The 25,010-nt window shown below is 32.2% G+C and carries 25 protein-coding genes, 3 pseudogenes and 1 riboswitch; of the genes and pseudogenes, 23 read left to right on the forward strand and 5 right to left on the reverse strand.

Annotated features, from left to right (window positions below; translation table 11 throughout):
- Positions 1-7: 7 nt before the first annotated feature.
- A pseudogene (locus KQH81_RS05215) lies at positions 8-1,348 on the reverse strand (MATE family efflux transporter).
- A gap of 160 nt (positions 1,349-1,508) precedes the next feature.
- Here KQH81_RS05215 and KQH81_RS05220 point away from each other — a divergent pair.
- The 12 genes and pseudogenes from KQH81_RS05220 to KQH81_RS05270 all read left to right on the forward strand — a co-directional run.
- Complete coding sequence (locus KQH81_RS05220; protein ID WP_027638894.1) at positions 1,509-2,024, forward strand: hypothetical protein; 516 nt, start codon at positions 1,509-1,511, stop codon at positions 2,022-2,024.
- A gap of 14 nt (positions 2,025-2,038) precedes the next feature.
- Positions 2,039-3,502 (forward strand): protein adenylyltransferase SelO, encoded by a 1,464-nt coding sequence (locus KQH81_RS05225; RefSeq protein ID WP_230029038.1) that lies wholly within the window; start codon positions 2,039-2,041, stop codon positions 3,500-3,502.
- Between the two features lie 80 nt (positions 3,503-3,582).
- Positions 3,583-3,627, forward strand: a riboswitch (PreQ1 riboswitch).
- A 206-nt stretch (positions 3,628-3,833) separates the two neighbouring features.
- Positions 3,834-4,814, forward strand: coding sequence for a nucleoside hydrolase (locus KQH81_RS05230; protein WP_027638892.1), 981 nt, complete (start codon positions 3,834-3,836; stop codon positions 4,812-4,814).
- Between the two features lie 23 nt (positions 4,815-4,837).
- Positions 4,838-5,398 carry an ECF transporter S component gene (locus KQH81_RS05235; RefSeq protein WP_074845806.1) on the forward strand — a complete coding sequence of 187 codons (561 nt, stop codon included), beginning with the start codon at positions 4,838-4,840 and terminating at the stop codon, positions 5,396-5,398.
- A gap of 1 nt (position 5,399) precedes the next feature.
- A complete protein-coding gene (locus KQH81_RS05240) occupies positions 5,400-6,089 on the forward strand; it encodes a radical SAM protein (protein WP_027638890.1) in 690 nt (229 codons plus the stop codon).
- A gap of 107 nt (positions 6,090-6,196) precedes the next feature.
- Positions 6,197-7,204 (forward strand): YeiH family protein, encoded by a 1,008-nt coding sequence (locus KQH81_RS05245; RefSeq protein ID WP_027638889.1) that lies wholly within the window; start codon positions 6,197-6,199, stop codon positions 7,202-7,204.
- 184 nt (positions 7,205-7,388) lie between these two features.
- Positions 7,389-8,270, forward strand: coding sequence for a Cof-type HAD-IIB family hydrolase (locus tag KQH81_RS05250; RefSeq protein ID WP_168972236.1), 882 nt, complete (start codon positions 7,389-7,391; stop codon positions 8,268-8,270).
- Between the two features lie 153 nt (positions 8,271-8,423).
- The gene (locus tag KQH81_RS05255; protein ID WP_230029039.1) at positions 8,424-8,744 is read left to right on the forward strand and encodes a CGGC domain-containing protein; all 321 of its coding nucleotides are present in this window, start codon (positions 8,424-8,426) and stop codon (positions 8,742-8,744) included.
- A gap of 412 nt (positions 8,745-9,156) precedes the next feature.
- Positions 9,157-10,092, forward strand: a complete 936-nt coding sequence (locus tag KQH81_RS05260) for a 3-hydroxyacyl-CoA dehydrogenase family protein (RefSeq protein ID WP_027638886.1) — start codon at positions 9,157-9,159, stop codon at positions 10,090-10,092.
- Between the two features lie 103 nt (positions 10,093-10,195).
- Entirely contained in the window at positions 10,196-10,318 is a 123-nt protein-coding gene (locus KQH81_RS17600; RefSeq protein WP_267890559.1) for a hypothetical protein, read from the forward strand.
- A 167-nt stretch (positions 10,319-10,485) separates the two neighbouring features.
- Positions 10,486-10,737: pseudogene (locus tag KQH81_RS17830) on the forward strand (transposase); the annotation flags it as partial.
- A 63-nt stretch (positions 10,738-10,800) separates the two neighbouring features.
- Positions 10,801-11,812, forward strand: a pseudogene (locus tag KQH81_RS05270) (transposase); the annotation flags it as partial.
- Between the two features lie 197 nt (positions 11,813-12,009).
- Here the strand turns inward: KQH81_RS05270 and KQH81_RS05275 are convergent.
- Genes KQH81_RS05275 through KQH81_RS05285 form a run of 3 tightly spaced genes read right to left on the reverse strand, consistent with a single transcriptional unit; the run spans position 12,010 to position 13,083 of the window.
- Positions 12,010-12,192 carry a (2Fe-2S)-binding protein gene (locus KQH81_RS05275; protein WP_027638885.1) on the reverse strand — a complete coding sequence of 61 codons (183 nt, stop codon included), beginning with the start codon at positions 12,190-12,192 and terminating at the stop codon, positions 12,010-12,012.
- A gap of 9 nt (positions 12,193-12,201) precedes the next feature.
- Positions 12,202-12,519: a DUF1540 domain-containing protein gene (locus KQH81_RS05280; RefSeq protein WP_027638884.1), complete on the reverse strand. Its 318-nt coding sequence runs from the start codon at positions 12,517-12,519 to the stop codon at positions 12,202-12,204.
- A gap of 18 nt (positions 12,520-12,537) precedes the next feature.
- Entirely contained in the window at positions 12,538-13,083 is a 546-nt protein-coding gene (locus KQH81_RS05285; protein ID WP_027638883.1) for an NADH peroxidase, read from the reverse strand.
- 450 nt (positions 13,084-13,533) lie between these two features.
- Between KQH81_RS05285 and KQH81_RS05290 the strand changes: the two genes are divergently transcribed.
- A complete protein-coding gene (locus tag KQH81_RS05290; RefSeq protein ID WP_027638882.1) occupies positions 13,534-14,220 on the forward strand; it encodes a FadR/GntR family transcriptional regulator in 687 nt (228 codons plus the stop codon).
- Between the two features lie 66 nt (positions 14,221-14,286).
- Here KQH81_RS05290 and KQH81_RS05295 read toward each other — a convergent pair whose 3' ends face one another.
- Positions 14,287-14,709: an HIT family protein gene (locus tag KQH81_RS05295; RefSeq protein WP_230029043.1), complete on the reverse strand. Its 423-nt coding sequence runs from the start codon at positions 14,707-14,709 to the stop codon at positions 14,287-14,289.
- A gap of 325 nt (positions 14,710-15,034) precedes the next feature.
- Between KQH81_RS05295 and KQH81_RS05300 the strand changes: the two genes are divergently transcribed.
- The 10 genes from KQH81_RS05300 (at position 15,035) to KQH81_RS05345 (ending at position 24,910) form a co-directional block, all read left to right on the forward strand.
- Positions 15,035-16,057, forward strand: a complete 1,023-nt coding sequence (locus tag KQH81_RS05300) for a TRAP transporter substrate-binding protein (RefSeq protein ID WP_168972237.1) — start codon at positions 15,035-15,037, stop codon at positions 16,055-16,057.
- Between the two features lie 12 nt (positions 16,058-16,069).
- The gene (locus tag KQH81_RS05305) at positions 16,070-16,576 is read left to right on the forward strand and encodes a TRAP transporter small permease (protein ID WP_230029044.1); all 507 of its coding nucleotides are present in this window, start codon (positions 16,070-16,072) and stop codon (positions 16,574-16,576) included.
- Positions 16,576-17,856 carry a TRAP transporter large permease gene (locus KQH81_RS05310; RefSeq protein WP_027638878.1) on the forward strand — a complete coding sequence of 427 codons (1,281 nt, stop codon included), beginning with the start codon at positions 16,576-16,578 and terminating at the stop codon, positions 17,854-17,856. The genes KQH81_RS05305 and KQH81_RS05310 overlap by 1 nt, the downstream gene beginning before the upstream one ends.
- 85 nt (positions 17,857-17,941) lie before the next feature.
- Positions 17,942-18,745 carry a 5-deoxy-glucuronate isomerase gene (locus tag KQH81_RS05315; RefSeq protein ID WP_027638877.1) on the forward strand — a complete coding sequence of 268 codons (804 nt, stop codon included), beginning with the start codon at positions 17,942-17,944 and terminating at the stop codon, positions 18,743-18,745.
- An 18-nt stretch (positions 18,746-18,763) separates the two neighbouring features.
- Positions 18,764-19,528 carry an SDR family oxidoreductase gene (locus tag KQH81_RS05320; RefSeq protein ID WP_230029045.1) on the forward strand — a complete coding sequence of 255 codons (765 nt, stop codon included), beginning with the start codon at positions 18,764-18,766 and terminating at the stop codon, positions 19,526-19,528.
- A gap of 59 nt (positions 19,529-19,587) precedes the next feature.
- Complete coding sequence (locus KQH81_RS05325) at positions 19,588-20,538, forward strand: C-terminal binding protein (protein WP_178311419.1); 951 nt, start codon at positions 19,588-19,590, stop codon at positions 20,536-20,538.
- Positions 20,539-20,556: 18 nt separating this feature from the next.
- Positions 20,557-21,525, forward strand: a complete 969-nt coding sequence (gene eda, locus KQH81_RS05330) for a bifunctional 4-hydroxy-2-oxoglutarate aldolase/2-dehydro-3-deoxy-phosphogluconate aldolase (RefSeq protein ID WP_230029046.1) — start codon at positions 20,557-20,559, stop codon at positions 21,523-21,525.
- A 24-nt stretch (positions 21,526-21,549) separates the two neighbouring features.
- Positions 21,550-22,491: a sugar kinase gene (locus tag KQH81_RS05335; protein ID WP_230029048.1), complete on the forward strand. Its 942-nt coding sequence runs from the start codon at positions 21,550-21,552 to the stop codon at positions 22,489-22,491.
- 430 nt (positions 22,492-22,921) lie between these two features.
- Positions 22,922-23,539: an arginase family protein gene (locus tag KQH81_RS05340; RefSeq protein WP_027638872.1), complete on the forward strand. Its 618-nt coding sequence runs from the start codon at positions 22,922-22,924 to the stop codon at positions 23,537-23,539.
- Between the two features lie 150 nt (positions 23,540-23,689).
- Complete coding sequence (locus KQH81_RS05345) at positions 23,690-24,910, forward strand: patatin-like phospholipase family protein (RefSeq protein ID WP_051196250.1); 1,221 nt, start codon at positions 23,690-23,692, stop codon at positions 24,908-24,910.
- Positions 24,911-25,010: the final 100 nt, after the last annotated feature.

Below are 25,010 nucleotides of genomic sequence, written 5' to 3' on the forward strand. Positions count from 1 at the left end.
GTTTACTTTAATTGATGTTTTCATCCGTTAAAGTTTTTATTCTTCTAAAGTATGTAAAGGCTAGAGGAACTGAAGCAGCTATCCAAGCTATAGGATCAGCCAAACAAATTCCTAGGTAATCTAAGAATCTTGGCAGTATAAAAGCTGCTAGAGCCCTTGCTGTTAGCTCATAAACACCTGCCATCATTGGAATAAAAGATTCCCCAATTCCTTGAAGAGCATTTCTATATATAAATATAAGTCCAAGTGGAATGAAGAATATTGCAGCTATATTAAGGCATTGTGATGCAGACCTTAATATAGTTTCATCAGGACTATTTATAAATAACATTACAAAGTATTTTCCAAAGAATATAAGGATTAATCCTTATATTATGCTGGTAACTATGGATATCTTAGTACATTCTCTAACGCCTTCTTTTATACGATTATAATTCTTAGCACCAAGGTTTTGAGCGCAATATGTGGACATAGTTACACCGAAGGTTATTGAAGGCTGCATTACAAGCTGTAATGCTTTTGAAGCAGCAGTATATGAAGCTATAATTGCTGATCCAAATATATTCAAGGCACCTTGAACTATCATTATACCGATTGCTGTTATTGAAAACTGTAAAGCCATTGGTATGCCTATCCTTAAGTGCCTTTTGACATATGTTTTATTGGGTTTAAAGTCACCTTTTTTAAATTTTAAGATGGTATATTTCTTTGAAGTATAAATAAAGCATAATAAGCTGGAAATACCTTGAGAAATAATTGTAGCATAAGCAGCACCCGCAACTCCCATTGAAAAATTAATGATGAAAACTAAATCTAAAATAACATTTAATATAGATGAGATTATCAAAAAATACAATGGAGTTTTACTATCGCCAAGAGCCCTTAAAATACTTGAAACCATATTGTAAGCGAATGTTGCTACAGTACCAGCATAAATTATAGTTATATATGTAGTGGCGTCACCTATTATATTTGATGGAGTATTCATTAATCTAAGCACTGGCTTTGCAAATATTACACTTATAACAGTAATAAGTATTATTGAAATTATAGATAGTTTAATTGCACTTGCTGTAGCTTTTCTAATAGCATTCTCATTTTTAGCACCAAATTTTTGAGAAATCAGTACTCCAAAACCACTAGTTAGCCCAACAACAAAACCATTAACTAAAAAGACCATAGAGCCAGTAGAACCTACGGCTGCAAGAGCATCAATACCAACAAATCTTCCCACGATTATAGTGTCAACCATGCTATAGAATTGTTGAAATATATTACCTATCAATAAAGGTATAGAAAAATACAAAATAAGTTTAACGGGATTTCCAGTTGTCATATCATTGGTCATTATGTAAAGTCCTCCTAAGTCAGTTCTTACAAAGTAGTAGAATAACATATTTTTATAAATTAGTATAGTAATAAAACTTTTTTGTAAGTTAGGGAATAACTATATTTAAGCATACTAAAATTATATACATAGAAATCATGAAAGTAAGGAGTGATAATAAATGAAAAAAGGTTTATACTGTAAAAAAGTTTTAACTATACTAATATTAATTTTAACTATATTTATTAAAATTAATATAGTACAGGCTAAGGACAATATTAATGATTCGGAGGTATATATAAACCAATTAGAAGAAAAAAATAAGCTATTTAGAGAAGCATTAGATAATTTTGGTGCATCTTCAATTGAGGAAGCAGTAAACTTATATTGTGAAGGGGTAGAACAAAGAAGTGGTCCTTTGCAGTATTCCGTTATGTGTAGCATTTTAAAAAAAGATTTTACTGATAAAATGGAAACAGACAAAAATTATGCATGGGTGACAGGAGTTTCTAGTCCATGGGTAACAGAATATAAGACTTTAGATACTAAAAAAATAAATAATGATACATATTTAGTTACGGTGGAATTTACATTGAATGATTCGAAGGGGGTATTTGGAAAAAATAAAGTGGAACTAGAATTAAAAAGTCATGATGAAAAGTGGTGTATTTCTCGTATACATGAAGAAGATAATTAAAAAGGAGGAAATATATGATTAAGATAAAAGAAATGGGATGGAACTTTGATAACAGCTATATTGCTCTGCCAAAGATATTTTATAGCAAAATTGATTTAAATCCAGTATGTTGTCCAGAGATGGTTATTTTCAATAAAAATTTATCGAAATCACTAGGATTAAATAGTGATGCTCTTGAAAGTGAGAAAGGTGTATATATATTATCAGGCAGCAAGGAAGCGAAGGATGGAGCCTATATAGCTGAGGCTTATGCTGGACATCAGTTTGGATATTTTACAATGTTAGGTGATGGCAGAGCAGTCTTGATAGGAGAGCAAATAACTCCTTCAGGTGAAAGATATGATATTCAGCTAAAGGGTTCAGGAAAAACTCCATATTCACGTGGAGGAGATGGAAGGGCAGTGCTGGGACCTATGATTAGGGAATATATAATAAGTGAAGCTATGAACGGTCTTGGCATTCCTACCACAAGAAGTCTTGCTGTAATTAAGACTGGAGAAATTGTACATAGAGAAGAAGAAAAACAAGGTGCTATATTAACTCGTGTAGCATCAAGCCACGTTAGGTTTGGCACATTTCAATATGCAGCTAGATTTGGAAATTTAGATGATGTTAAAGCTCTAGCTGACTATTGTATTAATAGACATTACAATTACATAAAGAACGATAGTAACAAATACATTAATTTTCTTAAGGAGATCATAAAAATTCATGCTTTCCTTGTAGCTAAGTGGCAGACTGTAGGTTTTATACATGGTGTTATGAATACAGATAATATGACCATAAGCGGAGAAACTATTGACTATGGTCCTTGCGCTTTTATGGATGTTTATAATCCTGATACTGTATTTAGCTCCATAGATATTAATGGACGTTACGCTTACTCAAAGCAGCCAGTGATGGCACAATGGAATTTATGTAGATTTGCTGAGACTTTACTACCTTTATTGCATGATGATAGAGATATGGCTATAAAGATTGCTGAAAAGGAAATTGCTAAATTTTCAGATCTATTCTATGAAGAATGGATGAGAATAATGAGATTTAAACTGGGGATATTTAATGAAGAACTTCAAGATAGGGACTTAATTGAAAATTTGCTTAGTATGATGAAGAAGTTTAAAGAAGACTATACTAATACGTTTCTTAGTCTTACCTTTAATGAAGATATTGAGAAAGATATGTTTAAAAGTGAAGAATTTAAAGATTGGTATAAATCGTGGCAGGAAAGATTAAAAAGACAGTCTAAAACAAAAGAGGAAGCTTATGAGCTTATGAGCAAATCAAATCCTGTTGTAATTCCAAGAAATCATAGAGTAGAAGAAGCAATAGAAGCAGCGGATAAAGGGGATTTTGAAGTTATGAAAAAGCTTTTATATGTGGTTTCATCACCATATGAACATTCAAAAGAACATAAGGAATACTCAAAGATACCGAAAGCTTCAAATTGTCATTACAGAACTTTTTGTGGAACCTAAATTAAAAAATAAATATTGATATAATCTATAAATATTGCTATAATAAGCACTGTAATTTAATAATAAGTCCACAGAATTCTGTGGGAGAGGTTCGTAACCATCCCTCTATAAAAAACTAGGGAAAAAGACTTTATAGTCGTACTATACCCTTAGTGCGACTTTTTTTACTATTCTTTACCTATATGTTTTATTATCATGTCAATTTTAACATTGAAACTTAAATGAAGCATATGATGATAAGAGTATAAGTGAGCTTTACCTTGAGATGGTGTTCTCAAGGTATTTTTTTGTATCTAAAATTTGAGATTACATTGTGAGGAGTGCTAAAAATATGATTAAAAAGAAAGTGATAATAGACTGTGACCCAGGAATTGACGATGCTTTGGCTATAATGCTGGCTTTAAAATCAGAGGAACTAGAAGTGGTGGGCATCACAATAACATCAGGAAATGTTCATGGAAAAAAAGGGGCAGAAAATGCATTAAAGATTCTTAAAGAATTAAATAGATTAGATATACCAGTGTATCTTGGAAGCTGTGAGCCATTAAAAAGGGAACTCATAACAGCTGAAGATACTCATGGCTGTGACGGACTTGGTGAAAGTTTTCTGCCAAAGGTAGAGGAAGTTTTTTATAAAGAGGGTGCAATAGATTTTATTTTAGAAACTGTAGAGTCACAAGATGTTTCAGTTATAGCATTAGGACCGCTTACTAATATTGCTATGTGTTTAGAAAAAGATGCTGAATCTATTAGATGTCTAAGGGAATTGGTTCTTATGGGAGGAGCTTTTAAAAGTTTTGGAAACTGCTCTCAAGTAGCAGAGTTTAACTTTTGGGTAGATCCTCATGGAGCAGAAAAAGTTTTTAAAGAACTAAATAGGAAAATTACAATGGTAGGGCTTGATGTAACAAGACAATGTATCTTAACACCAAACTATATAGAGATGATAAAGCAGTTTAAAGAACCATTAGGGGATTTTATAGTGAAAATAACAAGATTTTATGTGGATTTTCACTGGAATCAGGAGAGAACATTAGGATGTGTGATTAATGATCCTTTAGCTGTGGCATACTTTATTAATCCGCAGTTGTGCTGTGGAATGGAATATTACGTTGATATAGTAACTGAAGGCAAGGCTATAGGAATGTCTTTAGTTGATGAGGGTGATTTTTACAGACAAAAACCTAATTGTTTAGTATTAACGCAAGTTGATTCAAAAGGTTTTATGGAGATGTTTTTGACGAGAATATTTCCAGAGCATAAAAAAGATATATTAAAAGTTCTAAATAACATTAAATACGGTTTAAATTAATTTAAGAAAGAAGAGGTAAAATTATGGATAGCAAAAATAATAAAAAAATCATATTTATGGGTTTAGCAATAGCTATAAATTTAGTTGGAGGATTTATTGCATTAACATTAAAACTTCCGATTTACATTGATACAATAGGAACTATTTTAGTTTCAATATTATTTGGGCCTATAAGTGGGGCAATGGTCGGAGGTTTATCTTCAATTTTTAATGCTGTAACTTTTGATCCAATATCATTTTATTTTATGCCTGTACAAATAATAGTTGGTTTAAGCACAGGAATGCTTTTTAAAGAACAAAAATTTAAAGGTGTAAAATCAATAATATCAATTATATTAGTTACTGTATTAGGTTCTGCGGCTGCAGCAGTTATTGCATCTTTTGTTTTTGAAGGGGTAACTTCTTCAGGGTCAAGTATTTTAGTTGCAATACTTAAAAACTCAGGAATGAGTATAATTACGTCAGTCTTTTCTACTCAAATTTTTACCGATTTGCTAGATAAAGCTGTTAGTTTTGGTGTAGTATTTACAATTATAAAAATGCTTCCAGTAAATATTAAAAGTATGGTTGTTGGAGAAAAATAATATGGACAGATACAATTTAATTACAGGAAAAAATAAAAGAGAAATAGTGCTTTTAAAGGCTTTACCATGTATATGGGGAAAATGCTCATTTTGCGATTATATAGATGATAATTCAACTGATGTTTCAGAAATAAATAAACTTAACAAAGAGGTTTTAGAGAATATAAAAGGAACTTATGGAGTCTTGGAGGTGATAAATTCAGGAAGCTGTTTTGAACTGCCAAAAGAGACTTTAGAACATATAAGAAATATAATAAAAGAAAAAAATATAAAAAAATTATTTTTAGAAAGCCACTGGTGCTACAGAAATAGGCTTCAAGAGATGAGAGATTTTTTTGGTATAGATATAGTTTTCAAAATAGGTGTAGAAAGTTTTGATAATGATTTTAGGAATATATTTTTAAATAAAAATGCAAAATTTAAGGATTACACAGAAGTGAAAAAGTACTTTTCATCAATTTGCCTTATGGTAGGAATAAAGGGGCAAAGCAAAGAAATGATACAAAAGGATATCAATATAGTATTAAACAACTTTGATTACGGAACTATAAATATTTTCACTGAGAATACTACCAATATAAAAAGAGATGAAGAATTGATTAAATGGTTTGAAAAGGAGTACAGATTTTTGGAAAAAAACGACAAAATAGAGGTGCTGTTTGAAAACACTGATTTTGGAGTAGGAGATTAGAGATATATAAGTAAATACCTATTAAAAACCTATCAAATAAGTATTTTACCTTTTATGAATGAGAATTTATAATTAACAAGTAAATTTAAACTACGACGAGGTGAAATATGGATAAAATAAAAAGAATAATACCAGGCTTCATGGTGTGTTTGATAATAGCATTAATAAGCAAAATCTTAGCAAAGTTCATACCTAGTTTTGGAGCAGCAACTTTTGCTATATTTCTAGGAATAATTGCAGGTAATACTATATTTAATAAAGAAAAATATGACGAGGGAAGTAAGTTTTCAGAGCGTGAACTTCTTTCTTACTCAATAGTTCTTATGGGAGCGACTTTAGATTTAGCTGACATAGGATCTGTTGGAATTGGAGGTATAATATTTATAATATTGCAGATGTCTTTTACAATAGTAACTGCATTTATAATAGGAAGGAAACTTGGTTTCAATAGAAAGTTTTCTCTTCTTATGAGTGCAGGAAATGCAGTATGTGGATCTTCTGCCATAGCATCTGTTTCAGATGTAGTAAATCCAAGTGCAAAAGATAAGGGGTTATCAGTAACTATAGTCAATGTAACAGGTACAGTTCTTATGTTTATTCTTCCTGCTATAGCAGGCTGCATGTATAATAATGAAACAATTCATTCTTCAGCTTTAATAGGAGGAACTCTTCAATCAGTCGGACAAGTTATAGCATCTGGTGAGTTTATAAATGAACATGTAGTTGAGATGGCTGCGATATTTAAAATTATAAGGATAATCTTTATAGTAGCAGTAGTTATGTTATTCTCAAAAGTGAACTCAAATGAGGAAGGAAAGCTATTTAAAAACAGTAAAAATGAAAAATCTAAAAAGGTAAAAGTTAAAATACCTTGGTATATAATAGGTTTTTTCATCTTAAGCATAATAAATAGCTTAAATTTAATACCAAAAGGATTATCAGAGGCAGCTCATCTAACAAGTGTACAGTTTGAAATAATAGCTTTAGCTGCTATAGGAATGAGAGTTAAATTTAGAGACTTGATTAAAGAGGGACCAAAAGGAATGCTGTATGGGGCATTAGTTGGAACATTACAGATAGTCTTTGCTTTAATACTTATAAAAATATTTATATAGATTATAGAAAATAAAACTGCTGAAACTCTAAGATATCAGCAGTTTTTGTGTTAAATAAGATAAGAGTTATTTTAAGTGAATTTGTAGGACTGTATAAAGTGTGCTGCAAATGCTTTATAATAATAATGAATATATGATAAGATATTAGAGTGAAATAAAATAGTTTTGAAACGGAGTGAAACATATGATAAGAATTATAGCATCAGATATGGATGGAACTTTATTGAATAATAAACATGATATAGATGAAGAAACTGTAGAGGCTATCAGAAAAGCAGAGGAAGCTGGAATAATATTTGCAATATCTACAGGAAGAGAATATGACAGTGTAAAAGGTATACTCGAGAAACATAATATAAAGGCTCAATGTGTACTTTCAAATGGAGCAGAATACAGAGATGAAGAAGGAAATATTTTAGATGTAATAAATATAAATGAGGAAGCTGCAAAAAAGATAATAAAGATGTTAAATGAAAACAAATTATCTGCACGTATCTTTACGGATAAGGGAGTATTTACAACATCTACAAAAGAAGAAGCTCTTCAAGAGGTAGTATTCAGGACTATGACTTTTAATCCAGGAACTACGGAAGAAGAGGCGAGAAAAATAGCGGAAACACAAGGCTTCTTTACATGCCTTAAATACATTGACAATATAGAAAAATTTTTTAGTGAGGGCATAGAAGTTAGAAAATTTGTAGCTTTTCATAAGGATATAGAGCTTATAGATAAAATGAAGATGCTTATAAGTGAAATTCCTGGCTTGGCGATATCCTCATCTTTTAGGGATAATATAGAAGTAACTGATATAAATGCTCAAAAGGGAATTATATTAGAGAAAGTTGCTAAAAAGATGTCTATAGATTCAAAAGAAGTTATGATCCTTGGAGATAGCTTTAACGACTATTCTATGTTTGAAATATTTGAAGAGAGTGTTGCTATGAAAAATGCTATTCCAGAAGTTAAAGCTATAGCTAAGTATATAACAGACAGCAATGACAATTTAGGTGTAGCAAAAGCTATTTACAATGTTTTAAATGATGAAATGGATAAAATGCTTAAATAAAAAATATGTAGATTCAAAATAAAACAGCTTTCTATGATGGGATTAAACATCACAGGAAGCTGTTTTGTCATATAAAATTTATTGAACAAATACCATTATATTGTTATATTTACATTGAAGATATTATAATTTACTTATTTAGGAGATGATGAATTGAAGAATATAGCAATTATGGTTTGTAATAAAGTTACTTATGAATGTGCTGGAGTTGGGTGCTTCAAGGCTTTTAATGAAAAATCCAAAGCCTTTGAAATTTATAAAAATGAAGATGTTAAACTTTGTGGTTTTTTTCACTGTAACGGTTGTGGAAAAGATTTGAATAAAGAACTAGATTATAAGATAAATCAACTTCATAATCTAAATGTTGACACTGTACATATGGCTTTATGCATAGATGTGGAGTGCTCTAGATATTCAGATATAGAGGATTTTTTAAAAAACAATGGATTTACTGTAGTTAGGGGAAGTCATTAATTATTTTAATAGTGAGTGCTTTTATTATTTATAAATTTAGTATATTATTACAGTATATAATAATATTTCCTATAAAGAATGTGTAGTTGTCGTTGATAAATATGGAATTATTCAAATGATGAGCAAGTTCTATAAAGAATTCATTGAATGTTATAATCCAGAAGTATACATTTGTAAAATTCAATATAATGAAGCTTTTTGAAAAAATAAAGTTGGCACGAAACTTGATGTAAATGATATCAAAGAAAAGATTTAATGGGCTAGATCCTAAGCTTTAGATTAAAATTAAGGGGTTAAATGCTAGGTATATCATGGGATTATGTATAGTAGACTTATTAATAACAGGAGTAATAATATTTTGAGCATTTTTGATACTAATATAGATATTTTAAAGAAAGGTTAAGTGATGACTATGAACATAAGAAACATAGCAGTTTTAGGAACTGGAACTATGGGGCATGGAATAGCATTGTTATCAGCTAAAGCAGGACTAAATGTAAAGATGTATGGAAGAAGTGATGAGAGCTTAGATAGAGGAATGAGCAGTATAATATCAAGTTTAAACAGGCTAACTATTCAAGGTACTTTTAGTGAAATGGAGTGCCAGGATATAATAAGCAGAATTAGAGGTGTTAAAACTCTTGAAGAAGCAGCTGATGGGGCAGATTTTATAATTGAATCTGTAGCAGAAAATTTAGAGCTTAAACAAGATATCTTTAGAAAATTAGATTCCTTGTGTACACCAGAAGTTATACTGGCAAGTAATACATCAGGACTTAGTCCAAGCGAAATTGCAAATGTTACTACACATCCTGAGAGAGTAGTAATAGCACATTTTTGGAACCCACCTCAATTAATACCACTAGTAGAGGTAGTGCCAGGGGAAAAAACAAGTAAGGAAACTGTGGATATAACATCGGAATGGATTGATTTCATAGGAAAAAAATCAGTTAAGATGGAAAAGGAATGCTTAGGCTTCATAGGTAATAGATTGCAACTTGCCCTTCTTAGAGAAGCGATGTATATAGTAGAGCAGGGGTGGGCAAAACCGGAAGAAGTGGATAAGGCTATGGAATATGGACATGGCAGAAGGCTTTCAGTTACAGGACCTTTATGTAGTGCAGATTTAGGAGGATTAGATATATTTAATAATATTTCTTCGTATTTGTTTAAAGACTTGTGCAATTATACAGAACCATCAGCACTTTTAAATGAAAAAGTTAAGGAAAGCAAGCTTGGAACAAAGTCGGGAGAAGGTTTTTATAAATGGACAAAAGAAGATATCGAAAGTAAGCAAAAGGAAAGAACAGAAGTTTTATTATATTTTCTAGATAGGGACAAGAAGTAATTAAATTATAAATTTTATAAAGTAAAATATTATAGTATTTATTGGAAGAGAGTAAAATGAAATCTAAAATTGTGAGTTTAGAAAATATGGAATCCCAAATAACTTGACATTAATATATGCTACGGGAAAACCAGGAACTACATCTAAAGTAGGACTTAATACTTTTGTAGATCCAAGACTTGACGGAGGGAAATTAAATTTTGGGGCTGTAAAAAAACTCCCCTAAAAGAAAAATCGCTGAGGTCGTGAGACTCCAGCGATTTTTTGGTATAATTAATTATGCCACTAACTAATAAAACCAATAATAATTATACTCTACGTCAGTTGAAATTACCATTGGAAATGGAAAAATTAATTGATATTTCTGATCCGGTATACACTTTTTGTGAGGTTATGGATCACATCGACCTATCAAGATATTTTGTAGAGAAGGGTTGCAAAACAGGTCGTCCAAGATGTGATGAACAGAAGCTCCTCAAGGTGATACTCTTTGCCTTTATGGAACACGGAATATGTTCTCTGCGGTACATTGAAAAACTCTGCAGAAATGATATCCGGTATATGTATCTTCTTGATGGAATGAAGGCACCTTCATTTGCCACTTTCGGCAACATGATCCGAAAGGAACTTACTGATTCCATAGAACAAATTTTTTTAGATATGAATACTTATATTTTTGAAAAAGACCATGTTGACTTGCAGCATACCTATATCGATGGTACTAAAATAGAAGCTAACGCGAACCGCTATACTTGGGTATGGAAAAAGTCATGTACAAAAAACCGGGGAAAAGTTTTTGAAAAGATATCCACGCTAATCGATGCCATGAACCAGGAAGTTTTAGGCTATTTAAATGTGAAACTTGAAAAGCGGGAAGAGTATGCCATCGATTATGTTTCTGAATTGCTGGAAATGTACAGGAAAGTAATAAACCTAAACGGATCATGATGCCACTTTTATGCGGTTAAAACGGGATTACATGGGAAATGATCAGCTGCTTCCAGCATATAATCTTCAGACCGCTGTCTGCGATGAATACATTGCGGCAGTTGATGTAAAACCATACGCATCAGACATGGAATGCTTTGTTCCTTTACTGGAGAAGTTCAATAAATCCTACGGGCATTACCCCAAATATCCAGTTGCAGATGCAGGGTATGGTTCTTACAATAACTATCTTTATTGTGAAGAGCATGGGATGGAAAAATATATGAAATTCACCATGTTTAAAAAAGAAACAACAGATAAAAAGTATCATGAAAACCCCTATCGAGCAGTAAACTTTAAGCAGGATGAATCCGGAAATCTGATATGTCCAAACGGGAGGAAATTTTACTTTAAAAGCAGGCGACATGTTTACAAAAACAAATATGGAAGAACGGAAGAAATCTATGAATGTGAAACCTGTGAAGGATGCCAGTATAAAAGTGATTGTTGTCCTAAAGCATCTCATAACAGGACAATCCACATGAATCAGGAACTAACCTCTATTCATAAAGAGGTGATTTCAAACCTTGAATCCATACACGGAGCACTTTTAAGAATGAATCGCAGCATACAGGCAGAAGGAACGTTTGGTGTTTTAAAATGGGATAAGTCTTACAAAAGACTATTCCGAAGAGGCGAGAAAAACGTAATTCTTGAACTTACGTTGATTTCTTGCGGTTTTAACCTTTACAAATATCATAATAAAAAGCATAGAAAAGGGCTGGCTGCGTAAAATCAAAGAGTTATACACACAGCCTTATTAAGTGCACATTTTTTTACTGGAAAATCAATAATTACCATAAATAATAACTTTTAAAACTAAGAATCGCCAGAACCGGCATTTGCCGGAACTGGCGATTCTTAATTAAGGACTTATTTTACAGCCCCTTTTTTTATAAGTAAAATAAAGTTATAAGCTGTTAAAAAATCCTATTTATATTTTTCTATTAATGCTTCAACCTTTTTTTTACACCTAGCTCCATGACAGGCTCCACCAGTAGCCCCTGTTTTTTCTCTAACAGCATCTACTGTAGTAGCTCCTTCTTTTATAGCATTTATTATTGTATCTTCATCTACTTGATTGCATATACATATTATTTTATCGTTACTCATATTTGTCTCCTATCTTGACTTAAAAGTCTTGCATGATGTTTCTGTATATATAGTTGCATTATTTCCTGAAACAGAAATGTAATCAGCGCTGCATAATTTATTTTCATTGTAAATGCAGTTTTCAGCTTCACATATTAAAGCATCACAGCAGCCGGTTGAATTTGTATTATTAGTTAAATTAGAATAAGTATCTTTATTCAAGAAAGAACCGCAACATGTGTCACATGAACTTTCTGAACCTTTACCTCCTATGTTTACACGATTTGAATAACAAACTCCTTTGTTATTATGGGAACATATAGATACATCACAGTTTATTTTATTCATGTTTTCTCCTCCTAATTGTTATTTAGAAAAATATCTGTCTAATAGACCTTTAAAGGCTCTTCCGTGCCTTGCTTCATCTTTGCACATTTCATGAACTGTATCATGAATGGCGTCTAAATTGTTTTTCTTAGCTAGAGAAGCTAATTGTTTTTTACCTGCACAGGCACCATATTCTGCCTCAACTCTTGCTGATAAATTGGATTTAGTATCGGCTACTACCACTTCTCCAAGGATTTCTGCAAATTTAGAAGCGTGTTCTGCTTCTTCATAAGCAATTCGAGTGTAAGCTTCACCAACTTCAGGATATCCTTCTCTGTCAGCTTGACGAGCCATAGCTAAATACATGCCAACCTCTGTGCATTCACCCATAAAGTTAGCTCTTAATCCTTCTAATATTTCGGAATCAAGATCTTTGGAAATCCCGATTCTATGCTCATCTGCCCAAATAACATCTTCTTTTATTTCCTCAAACTTATCTGCTCCAACTTTGCATATAGGACAGATTTCTGGAGGAGTATCTCCTTCATGTATATAACCACATACTGTACAAACAAATTTTTTCATACTATCTCTCCTTTTAATATAAATGTAATCTTATATAAATTTATTGTTTGAATAAAGAGAGATTTTATTCATTATACTGAATAAGTATTAGATATATTGACTTTTGAAGTAATTTCCTGTAATGTAATTATGTATAATATTATGAGATGTAAGGGGATGTCTCAACGACATTACAAGTAAAACGAAATGTTTATTGACAGAGGGGGAGAATTATAATGAACATAACAGTTTGGATAGCTATAGTTCTTATTATAAACTCAGTATTTTTGCTATATAATGCAATAAAAGATAAGTAAATGGTTTTGGGACGCTTTGATGATAATTGAGGTGTCTTTTTATGTATAGATTTAATAAAACTTCATAATGTTGTAATTGATTGATAGATATTATATAATAAATTCATTATGGGATTAGAGGTAAAGTTAAATTTTTAAGGAAGGGAATCATTAAATGGGTAGAAATGATAAGCCGCTTACAAAGGTTATCGCTGATGAAATTATACAACTTATCAAAGATAACCATATGGAACCGGGGGATCGTCTTAAGAATGAATATGAATTAGCTCAGGACTTGAGTGTGGGACGTGGTACTGTACGTGAAGCTATTAAAATATTGGTATCACGTAATATTTTAGAGGTACGTCAAGGTGCAGGTACTTTTGTATCATCTAAAAATGGTATTCCAGAAGATCCTCTTGGATTGACATTTATAAAAAACGATGGGTCATTGATGCTTGATGTTCTTGATGTAAGATTAATTATAGAGCCAGAAATTGCAGCTATGGCTGCATTAAATGCTAGCCCTAGACAACTAGAACGATTGATTAAACAATGTGATATAGTTGAAAAGCTAATTATAAATGATGAGGAGTATCAAGAAGCTGATGCTTTATTTCATCAGAGAATCGCTGAATGTAGCGCAAATAAAGTAGTAAATAAGCTAATTCCAGTGATTAATTCTTCAGTAGAACTGAATATCACATGGACAAAGGATCAATATAAAAAAATGACTATAATTGAACATCGCTCAATTGTTAGAGCTATTGAAAGAAAAGATAGTAATGGGGCTAAGTATGCAATGATTACGCATTTGAATACTAGTCGCAAGGAAGTTATGGGAAATAAAAAAGAGAATTAAGTATATTTAGGATTTATATAAAAAAGACTTAGGTTTATAGAGTGACGCTAAAACCTAAGTCTTTTTTTAATTAAGTGCATTTCTTATTAATTCAATTCTCTTAGAAAACTCACTGTCATCAAGATATACTTTAAAATCCGTATCTGTAAAAGGACTACCCCAATCGAAGTTGTCCTTTTTCTTTGGAACTATATGTACATGGAAATGAGATACTAAGTCGCCGTATACAGCATAATTAATTTTATCTGCATTGAACAAATTATAGAGCGCTTTTGCAACTTTGGATACAACACTCATATAAATATTAAGTTTATCCATAGGAATGCTAAATATCTCTTCGTAATGCTCGTCTAAAGCGACGACGCAACGCCCAGGATATTTTTGATCCTTAAAAAGATATATATCTGCACACTCAATGGTGCAAATTTTTGTCATTAAACTTACAAGTCTAAGGTCTTTTGTACAATAGAAACAATTTTCTTTATCCATAAAACACCTCCTGCTAGTAATTTTTGATGTTGATTATTTATGATGTATTAAATGGGATTTTCGATAAAGCATATAATTTTAATTGAAATACATCATATGACTTTTGGAAATAAAACACTTTTTAAAGCATATAATCATATATACATCATATGAATATTGTATTATAAAGATGTTTGAAATGCAAATAAAACGTTTAAAGTATATTTTTCGTCATAAAATTGCTAAAGGTATTGACAAAAAACGTGAATATGGTAAATTATAAGTATAAAATAAATCATATGATTTTTATAAAAGTAATACGATGTTTTGTTAAGGAGGAAACAATATGCAAATATTAAAAAAAACAGGTAAACGTATCTTTGCTTTAGCTGTTTCTGTAATGATGATGTTTACTGCTGTTGGTTGTGGAGTATCGACCAGTGGTAAAAGTGACAAAGTAGTATTTCGTATGGCTATTGTAGATGGAGAAACATCTCCGATTTACAAAGGAGCAAAAGCTATGGCTGATAAAGTATTCGAGAAAACAGATGGAAAAGTTGAAATCGTTGTTGTAACTGGAGGAGCATTAGGAGATGAACGTGGTTCTGTAGAGCTAGCTATGCAAGGTGATTTAGACATTGCATCTGCTGCTAACTCTGTTTTAACTAACTGGATTCCGGAGATGGATATATTAGACCAAGCTTATTTATGGACCAATAAAGATCAAGCTCATGCTGCTGTGGATGGAGAGTTAGGAGATTTAATTGATAAGGCTGCAGAGGAAAAGTTGGGGGTTCATGTTATAGGATATTTAGAATCAGGATTTAGAGATACATTTGCAAAGAAACCAATTGAAAATGTAGACGATTTTAAAGGTGTAAAGATTCGTACAATGCAAAATAAATATCATATGGCAGCATTTCAGTCATTTGGAGCTATGCCAACAGCTATGGCGTACAATGAGGTCTTTACAGCACTTCAACAAGGTACTATAGATGCTTGTGAAAATGCTGTAAGCAATTGTTTATCAAATGGATATTATGAAGTTACGAAACATGTCACATTTACACATCATGCATTTACATATATTCCAGTTTTGATGTCTGATAAGGCTTGGAATAAAATTCCTGAAGATTTAAGAGATGAATTTATAGAGGGCTGCAAAGAAGGATACGTTGAGCAGAGAAGATTCCTTGATGAAGCAAATGAAGATGCTATAAAGCAGCTTAAAGAAAAAGGTGTAGAATTCAATGAAATCGATACAAAAGTTTTTAAGGAATGTTATCAGAAGTCTGCAAAAGAAAAAGGATTTACATTTAATCCAGAATGGCAGGCTGCAGTAGATAAGGCTATCTCAGAAAATCCATAGGGGGGATTAATAGTGAAAAAATTTATAAAAGCATTAACTAATATAGAAAATGTAATTATGGTTGCTACTTTTGCAACAATGGTTATGTGCTCTTTTGCACAAGTTGTAAATCGTAATATTTTTAAACTTCCGATTTCTTGGTTTGATGAAGCATCTACTTATTGTATGATTTATATGGCTCTTATAGGAACGGAACTAGGATTAAGAGATGGAACCCAAATAGCTGTAACAGCTCTTGTAGATAAATTAAAGGGAAAAACAAAACAAATAGTAGAGGTTTTTGCTAAAGTTGTAGTTTTAATATTCTCGTCTACTATATTAATATCAGCGATTAAAATGGTAGGAAAACAAATAGAAACAGGACAAACTTCAGCAGCACTTGGATTACCCATGGCGGTTCCTTATGCAGCTCTTGTCATAAGCTTTGTTATGATCGTTTTAGTTCAAGCTGTAACAACATTTGAAATGATAGTAAATATGTTTAAAGGAAAATCTATAGATATGGAGGTGCAAAAATAATGACAGCAGCATTATTATTATTCGGATCTATGGCATTATTTCTAGTTATAGGAGTGCCTATAGCATTTGCACTTGGGGCTTCAGTGTGGACAACCATAGTATTTAGCCCAGACTTTACAGTTACAACTGGTATTATTGCACAAAGAATTTTTGGAGGATTAGAGTCTACATCTATTATGGCAATACCATTTTTTATTCTTGCTGGAAATCTTATGACCAAAGGTGGAATATCAAAAAGACTTGTAGACTTTGCAAATAGCATAGTTGGAGGTATAAGAGGAGGTATGGCTCTTGCTCTTGTTTTATCAAGTGCATTCTTTGCTGCGCTTTCAGGTTCGGCTCCTGCTACTGTTATAGCAATTGGTTCAATGCTTTATCCTGAAATGGTAAAGATGGGATATCCAAAGGATCGTACAGCAGGATTATTAGTTGTTTCAGGAGGGCTTGGACCTATTATTCCTCCTAGCATAATAATGGTTGTATATGCCACAATAACGGGAGCATCTATAGGTAGCATGTTTACTTCAGGGATGTTTATAGGCATAGTTATAATGTTAACTTTAATGCTAGTAGTTCTAGTTCTTGCAAATAAGGAAAAATGGCCAAAAGCAGAAAAGAGACCTACACTTAAAGAATTTGGAGAAACTTTTGTAAAAGCTATACCAGCTATATTACTACCAGTAATCATCTTGGGAGGTATATATTCAGGACTTTTAACACCAACTGAATCAGCAGCAGTTGCTGTTGTATGGGCACTAGTTGCAGGTATGTTTATATACAAGGAAGTTAATATAAAAGATCTTATTCCTATATTTTTAGATTCAGCTAAAGGGTCAGCAATGATTCTCTTCATAATAGCGACATCAACTGCATTTTCATGGATTTTTGCTTACTCTGGAATTTCAGGAGAGCTAGTACACTTTATAGTTGGACTAAACTTAAGCAAGACATTATTCTGTTTTGTTGTTGCAATTGTACTACTGATTTTTGGTACTTTTTTAGAAGGTATAGCAACATGTGTACTTATGGTTCCAATCCTTTGGCCAGTTGCAAAGAGCCTTGGAGTAGATCCAATTCATTTTGGAATGATAGTTTGCCTTTCAAACGTAATAGGTACTATGACACCTCCGGTAGCTGTAAATATTTTTTCAGCAGCGTCAGTAACAAAACTTAAAATGGGCGAAATTGCTAAAGGTCAGTTGGCTTTCTTTGTAGGTTATGTAGTAGTGTTTTTAGCAGTAGTATTTTTCCCAGCATTAAGTATGCTTTTGGTTAAGTAGATAATAAAAAAAGATTAATTAAATAAAATTAAAAATTATAAGTTGAGTTTTGAAAATAGAAATAATATATAGGAGAATAGGAAGAATGATAAATCAAAAAAACAAAGAAAGAATGGAGAATTGGGCTGTTCAATCTTCAGAGAAGCCAGGGTTTCATAGAGTAATAACACCAGATAAATGTGAATGTAAAGAAGCACAGATTTTTCGTTTGAATCTTTCAAAAGGAGAAACATATAAGTTAGAATCAAATGAACTTGAAATGCATCCGGTTTTATTGAATGGAAAAGCGAAATTAAGTGGACATAGTATTTTAAATCAAGAAATGGATAAGTTTGATTCTTGTTATATTCCGGGTAATGATATTCTTATGATTACTGCAATAGAAGAATGTATTTTCTATATTGCAGCAGCTAAATATGAAGGCATAGGGAAACCTATTTTTAGAAAATTTGATATTACACTTCCTATTGGAGATATACATCAAATTCATGGGGAAGGGGTTGGGCAGCGTGAAGTTATGTTCACGCTAGCTCCTCAGGATAAAGCATCAAAGCTTATTTGTGGTCTTACATGGTCAGGAGAAGGTGCTTGGACTAGTTGGCCTCCACATCAGCATGAGAAAGATCTTGAAGAAGTCTATTGCTATTTTGATATGCCAGCACCAAAGTTTGGATTTCATATAAGTTATTTAAAGAGTGGAGAAGTAGAAGATATAGTAACCCATACAGTTCAATCAGGAACTATGGTTCAGGCTCCGTGTGGATATCATCCAACAGTTGCGAGTCCAGGTAGCAGGAATGCTTATCTATGGGTATTGGCTTCATTTAGTCAAAAGAGTAGAAGATATGATTTAGCAATAAATGATCCTGCATTTGATATTAAGAAATAGTGAAAGGTGAGAGTGATTATGAATTTAAATAATTTAACAGGAAAGAAAGCAATTGTAACTGGTGCAGCTCAAGGACTTAGCTGCGGTATGGCTGAAGGATTAATGGAAGCAGGTGCAGAGGTGTGCATCATGGATATAAACCCTAAAGCAGTTGATGTTGCAAAAGATTTTGTAAGCAAGGGATTCAAGTGTCATGCAGTTGTAGGTAATCTTGGAAATGATGAAACAAGAGAAGATTCATTTAATAAAGCAGTAGAAGCTTTAGGAGGACATTTAGACATTATTGTAAATGGTGCGGGAGTACAAAGAAGACATAAAAGCGAAGAGTTTCCAATGGAGGACTGGGATTTTGTTATGAACATTAATACAAGAAGTGTATTTGCTATGTGTCAATTAGCAGGCCGTACTTTTATTAAACAAAAAAGCAGAGGAAAAATCATAAATATAGCTTCTATGCTTTCATTCTTTGGAGGATATACAGTTCCAGCATATGCAGCAAGTAAAGGAGCAGTAGTTCAGCTTACAAAAGCATTATGCAATGAATGGGCGGAAAAAGGCATTAATGTTAATGCTTTGGCTCCAGGATATATGGCTACAGAAATGAATACAGCCCTATTAGATCCAAGCAATCCAAGATATGAATCAATAACAAACCGTATTCCAAATAAGACTTGGGGTACTCCAGAAGATATGAAGGGGCCAGTGGTATGGCTTGCATCTGATGCATCTGATTATATAAATGGTGCAATTATTCCAGTAGATGGAGGATATCTTGTTAGATAATCTTAAAATAATATAGAAATATAATATAATTTATTTTTGCAATACAAGGGGGAGACAATATGAAAGTTTTTATCACAGATTGTGATCATGATAATATCGATATTGAAAAGAAAGTATTTAGTGATGCAGGAATGGAAGTTGAATTAAAGCAGGCAAAAACAGAGGATGAAGTTATAGAACAATGTAAAGATGGAGAAATTTTAATAGTTCAATATGCCAATATAACTGAGAAAGTAATGGAAGCTATGCCTAAGCTAAAATTTGTTGTGAGATATGGTGTTGGAGTAGACACTATAGACTTAAAAGCAGCAACAAGGCATGGAGTGCAAGTTGGAAATGTTCCAGACTATGGAATGAATGAAGTTGCTGATCATGCAATTGCACTTTTAGTAACATTAAAGCGTAAAATTATTCAAATGAACGATTTCACTAAATCTCAAAAATGGGACTATACAAAATCAATTCCAATACACAGATTTAGTGAAGAAACTGTTGGTGTTGTAGGACTTGGACGTATAGGAAGGTGTTTTGCACAGAGAGCTCATGCCCTTGGATTCAAAGTTATAGGATATGATCCTTATTTTAAACAAACATCTGAGACAAGCTATATAACTCCAGTAACATTAGAGGAGTTAGTTCAAAAGTCAGACGCGGTTTCAATTCACTGTCCAGCAGATGGTAATCAAAACTTATTCAATGAAGAAGTATTTAAAAAGATGAAAAAAGATGCAGTAATCATCAATGTTGCTCGTGGAGGAATTATAAATGAGGGTGATTTGGATAAAGCCTTAACAAATGGAGATATTGCAGGAGCAGGAATAGATTGTATGAAAAAAGAACCAATGCCTTCTGATTCACCTATATTTAAACATGAAAACTTAATTATCACACCACATATGGCATGGTATTCAGAAGAAGCTGCTTTAGAACTTAAGAGAAAAGTCGCAGAGGAATCTGTAAGATTTGCTAAAGGTGAAGAAATACATTATCCAGTAAATCATCTTAAATAAAGAAAAGAGGTAACAAAGATGAATGAAATTTTAAAAAAAATTTCTGATATAGGAATTGTTCCGGTTATAAAATTGAATGATGCTAGAGATGCAGCACCTTTAGCAAAAGCACTTTGCAGGGGAGGACTTCCTTGTGCAGAAGTTACTTTTCGTACAGATGCATGTATTGAATCTATAAAGGCTATGAAAAAAGAATGTCCTGATATGATAGTAGGGGCGGGAACTGTATTGACAACAAGACAAGTTGATGAAGCTGTTGAAGCAGGGGCAGAGTTTATTGTAAGTCCAGGTTTAAATCCAGATGTGGTTAAATATTGCGTTAATAGAGGAATTACAATAACTCCTGGATGCGCAAATCCTTCTGATATTGAACAAGCTATAAAGTATGGTTTAGAGGTTGCAAAGTTTTTTCCGGCAGAAGCATCCGGTGGAATTAAAATGATAAAAAGTATGGCAGCTCCATATGGAAATATAAAATTTTTCCCTACAGGAGGAATAAATGCTGACAATATAACAGAATATTTAAGCTATGATCGTGTTATATGTTGTGGAGGAACATGGATGGTTCCATCGGATTTAATCAATGAAGGAAAATTTGACGAAATAGAAATTTTAGTAAGAAAAGCTGTGAAAAACATGTTTGATTTTAAAATAGCTCATGTGGGCATAAACTGTAGTAAGCCAGAAGAAGCACATAGTGTTGCGGATTCTTTTGAGAATATTTTTGGATTTACTCAAAATGAAAATCCAAGCTCTATATTTGGATCAACAAGTGTAGAAATTATGAAGATGCCTTTTCTAGGAGAAAAGGGACATATTGCAATTTCTACAAATTTTGTAGAGCGCGCAGTAAAACATTTAAAGGTTAAAGGTGTTAAATTTAATGAAGAAAGTGTTGTGTTTAGAGCAGATGGATCTATGCAAGCTATTTATTTTCAAAATGAAATTGGTGGGTTTGCAATTCATTTAGTCAGAAAGCCACAATAAAAGAAGTACAAAGGAGTAGTTTAAATGGGGAAAACAATTTTATTCGGAGAACCTATGGCACTCTTAATTGCAGATACCGTAGGACCACTTGAAGATGTAGAACATTTTAGCAGATCTCTGTCAGGAGCAGAAGTAAATGTATCTATAGGACTTTCTCGCCTTGGACATAAGGTGACTTACATGACGCGATTAGGGGATGACCCATTTGGACGTTATATAGAGAAAAAATTAAAGGAAGATAATATAGGAACAGAATTTGTAACTTATGATAATATTTATCGTACAGGAATTCAATTAAAAAATAGAGTTACAGATGGAAGTGATCCTTATGCTCCATATTATAGGAAAGGCTCTGCTGCATCACATATAACAACTGAACAAATTGATATGATTGATTTCAAAGATATTGAGCATGTTCACGTTACTGGAATTCCACCAGCACTTTCTAAAGAAAGTCGTGAGGCAACATATCACCTTATGGAACGCGCAAGAGAAAACAATGTATTTATAACATTTGACCCTAATCTTCGCCCAGCATTATGGGAAGATGAAGACACTATGATTAAAGTTATAAATGATCTTGCCTCTAAAGCTAATCTAATACTTCCTGGAATTGAAGAATGTAAGATTTTAGCTGGTACAGAAAATTTTTATGAAATTTGTGACTTTTATCAAAAGAAAGGCATAAAAACAATAGTTATAAAAAATGGTGCTGATGGTGCGTTTGTCTATGATAATAATGAAAGCTATACAGTTAAAGGATTCAAAGTAGAAGAGGTTGTAGATACTGTAGGAGCTGGAGATGGATTTGCTGTCGGTGTTATAAGTGGACGTCTAGAAGGTCTTTCACTTAGAGAAATGGTTAGACGCGGAAATGCTATAGGTGCAATTCAAGTTACAAACATCAGTGATAATGCAGCACTTCCTAATCATAAAGAATTAGAATTATTCATGCAAACTCATTAATCCTTATCAGTAGAGTAAAACATAATTAGATATACATTATAATGTCATTAATCCTTGAAAATCACTCTGAGCAATAAATCGGGGTGATTTTTTATTATATAAATGTAATTTGTAAAAGTTTATATAGATTTATGATATTTGACGCATATATGTAAATGTGATAAATTGTATGTAATATAGGATATAGATAATGCCGTTATATTACAAAAGATACATTAGCACGAGGTAAGTGTAGGTGTATCTTTTTTATTTAAAATGATTAATGTAGGAATAGGGGGGGACTTGTTTTATGAAGGATAAAGTTGTTTTGCTTGACTTTGATGGCGTTTACAGGACTCAAGATTTTTATAGAGATCATTACCATCAATGAATTTCAACAGACGATTTAATTGGGACAAACTCTTATTGTGATAAATGCGCACAGCAGTGTTTGAAAGAAAAACTAAAAGAAATATTAGAGCCTAAACTTACTTTTATAGGTTCAGGAAATTATCATTATGTAAGTTTGTTTCTTACAAGAAAGATTGAGGAGGATTTCACTCTTATATTGTTTGACAATCATAGTGATGCTCAAGTTCCAGTGTTTGAAGAACTGCTTTCTTGCGGAGGATGGATTAGAACCGCTCTTTTGACGGAGCCTCATTTAAAGCAAATAATATTGGTTGGTATAAATGAACATTCTATAAGTACCATAGACAGGGATATAAAGGATGAAATAATGACTTTTCCATATGGTATAATATGCGAAAATAATGATTGGGACATCAGTTTAGCAAAAGAAATTAAATATCCGGCTTATATATCTGTCGATAAGGATGTTTTCAGCAAGAGACATGCAGTTACAAACTGGGATCAAGGAGATATGACTATGGAGGATTTTCTAAAAGGATTTGAAGCAATTGCAAATACAACAAAGATAATAGGCATGGATGTATGTGGTGAATACAGCATGGATTATAGGATGCCAAATTTATTTGAAGAAGCAAATTTGAAAAATAATCGAATAAATAAAGAGCTAATGGAACTAGGAAATGAAGTAATAATATAAATATAGGGAGGCAGCCATTAAACTATCACTTGTTTAATTAAAAGAGGAGGTTTATGGGTGTCTCTTTTATGGTTTAAAAGAAATGATGATAGGGTAATATATGGTATAATATGTTTAAATATAAAATGTCAATAAGAGTGGAGTGATAAAATGTTTGGTGTGGCACTAGAAGGTGGAGGAGCAAAAGGAGCATATCATATTGGAGCAATTAGGGCACTTATAGAGAATGGATGTAAGATTGATGGTGTGGTAGGTACATCTATCGGGGCCTTTAATGCTGCACTTGTAGCTCAAAATGACTTTGAGAAAGCTTATGAGATTTGGAATAACATGCAGCCATCAATGTTATTTAATATAGAAGATAACAAAATGGAAACTATAAATAAAAGTGGCTTTACCAAGGAATCACTAAGGTATTTATCTGAAAAAGCTAAGGAAATTATAATGAATAGGGGAATAGACACAAGCAAATTAAGAACTGTGGTAGATAGCCTGGTTTTTGAAGAGGAGATTAGGAAATCAGAAGTAGATTTTGGAATGGTTACGGTATCAATCTCTGATCTAACCCCTTTAGAAATCTTAAAAGATGACATACCTCAAGGAAAGCTCAAGGATTATATAATGGCTAGTGCAAATTTTCCTTTATTTAAGTCGCAGCCTATAGATAATAAATATTATATTGATGGAGGAATCTATAATAATTGTCCTATAAATCTTCTCGCAGATAAGGGATATACTAATGTAGTTGCTGTAAGAACTTCGCAAAAAGAGAAGCTTCAACAAGTTAAATGTGGAAACTGCAATGTAATAAATATAATACCATCAGAAGATTTAGGAGGGACTCTAATTTTTGATAATGATCTCATAAAAAGAAACATAAAGATGGGTTATTATGATACCATTAGAGTCATGAAGTGTCTTAAAGGGAAAAGATACTATATAGAGCCAGCTAATGAGGATTTATTTTTTAATATAATAAATAATATACCAAATGAAATTATATTTAACATAGGAAAGATCTTTAAGTTTACAAATATGAATAGTAAAAGGATGCTTTTCGAAGGAATAATTCCAACAATAGCTGAACTCTTAAAACTTCCCAAAACCGCAACTTATGAGGAGATATTTATAGAGCTTATGGAAGTGATAGCAGCAGAACGAAATGTAGAAAAATTTAAGGTATATACTATAAATTCTTTTATAGAAGCTATAGAAACTTCAATGCCTGTTGAAGATAAAGAGAATAGAAAATACAGAAATTTACTTAATCTAAAAAGGCTTGCTACAGAACTTTTAGGCACAAATATGCTTGATGAGGTAGCTTATGTTATTTTTGATACACTTCCATTAGAACTACTTAAAATTAAATAAATTTTAAGCAGTATGTAACAGGACTTCAGTTTAATGTAAGAGCACAATTAGTTAAATTGATTTTTAAAAGGTCAGTAGTAGAGTAAAATAGTAAACAAAC

The sequence above is a fragment of the Clostridium cadaveris genome, assembly GCF_020911725.1.
GTDB lineage: Bacteria > Bacillota > Clostridia > Clostridiales > Clostridiaceae > Clostridium_X > Clostridium_X cadaveris.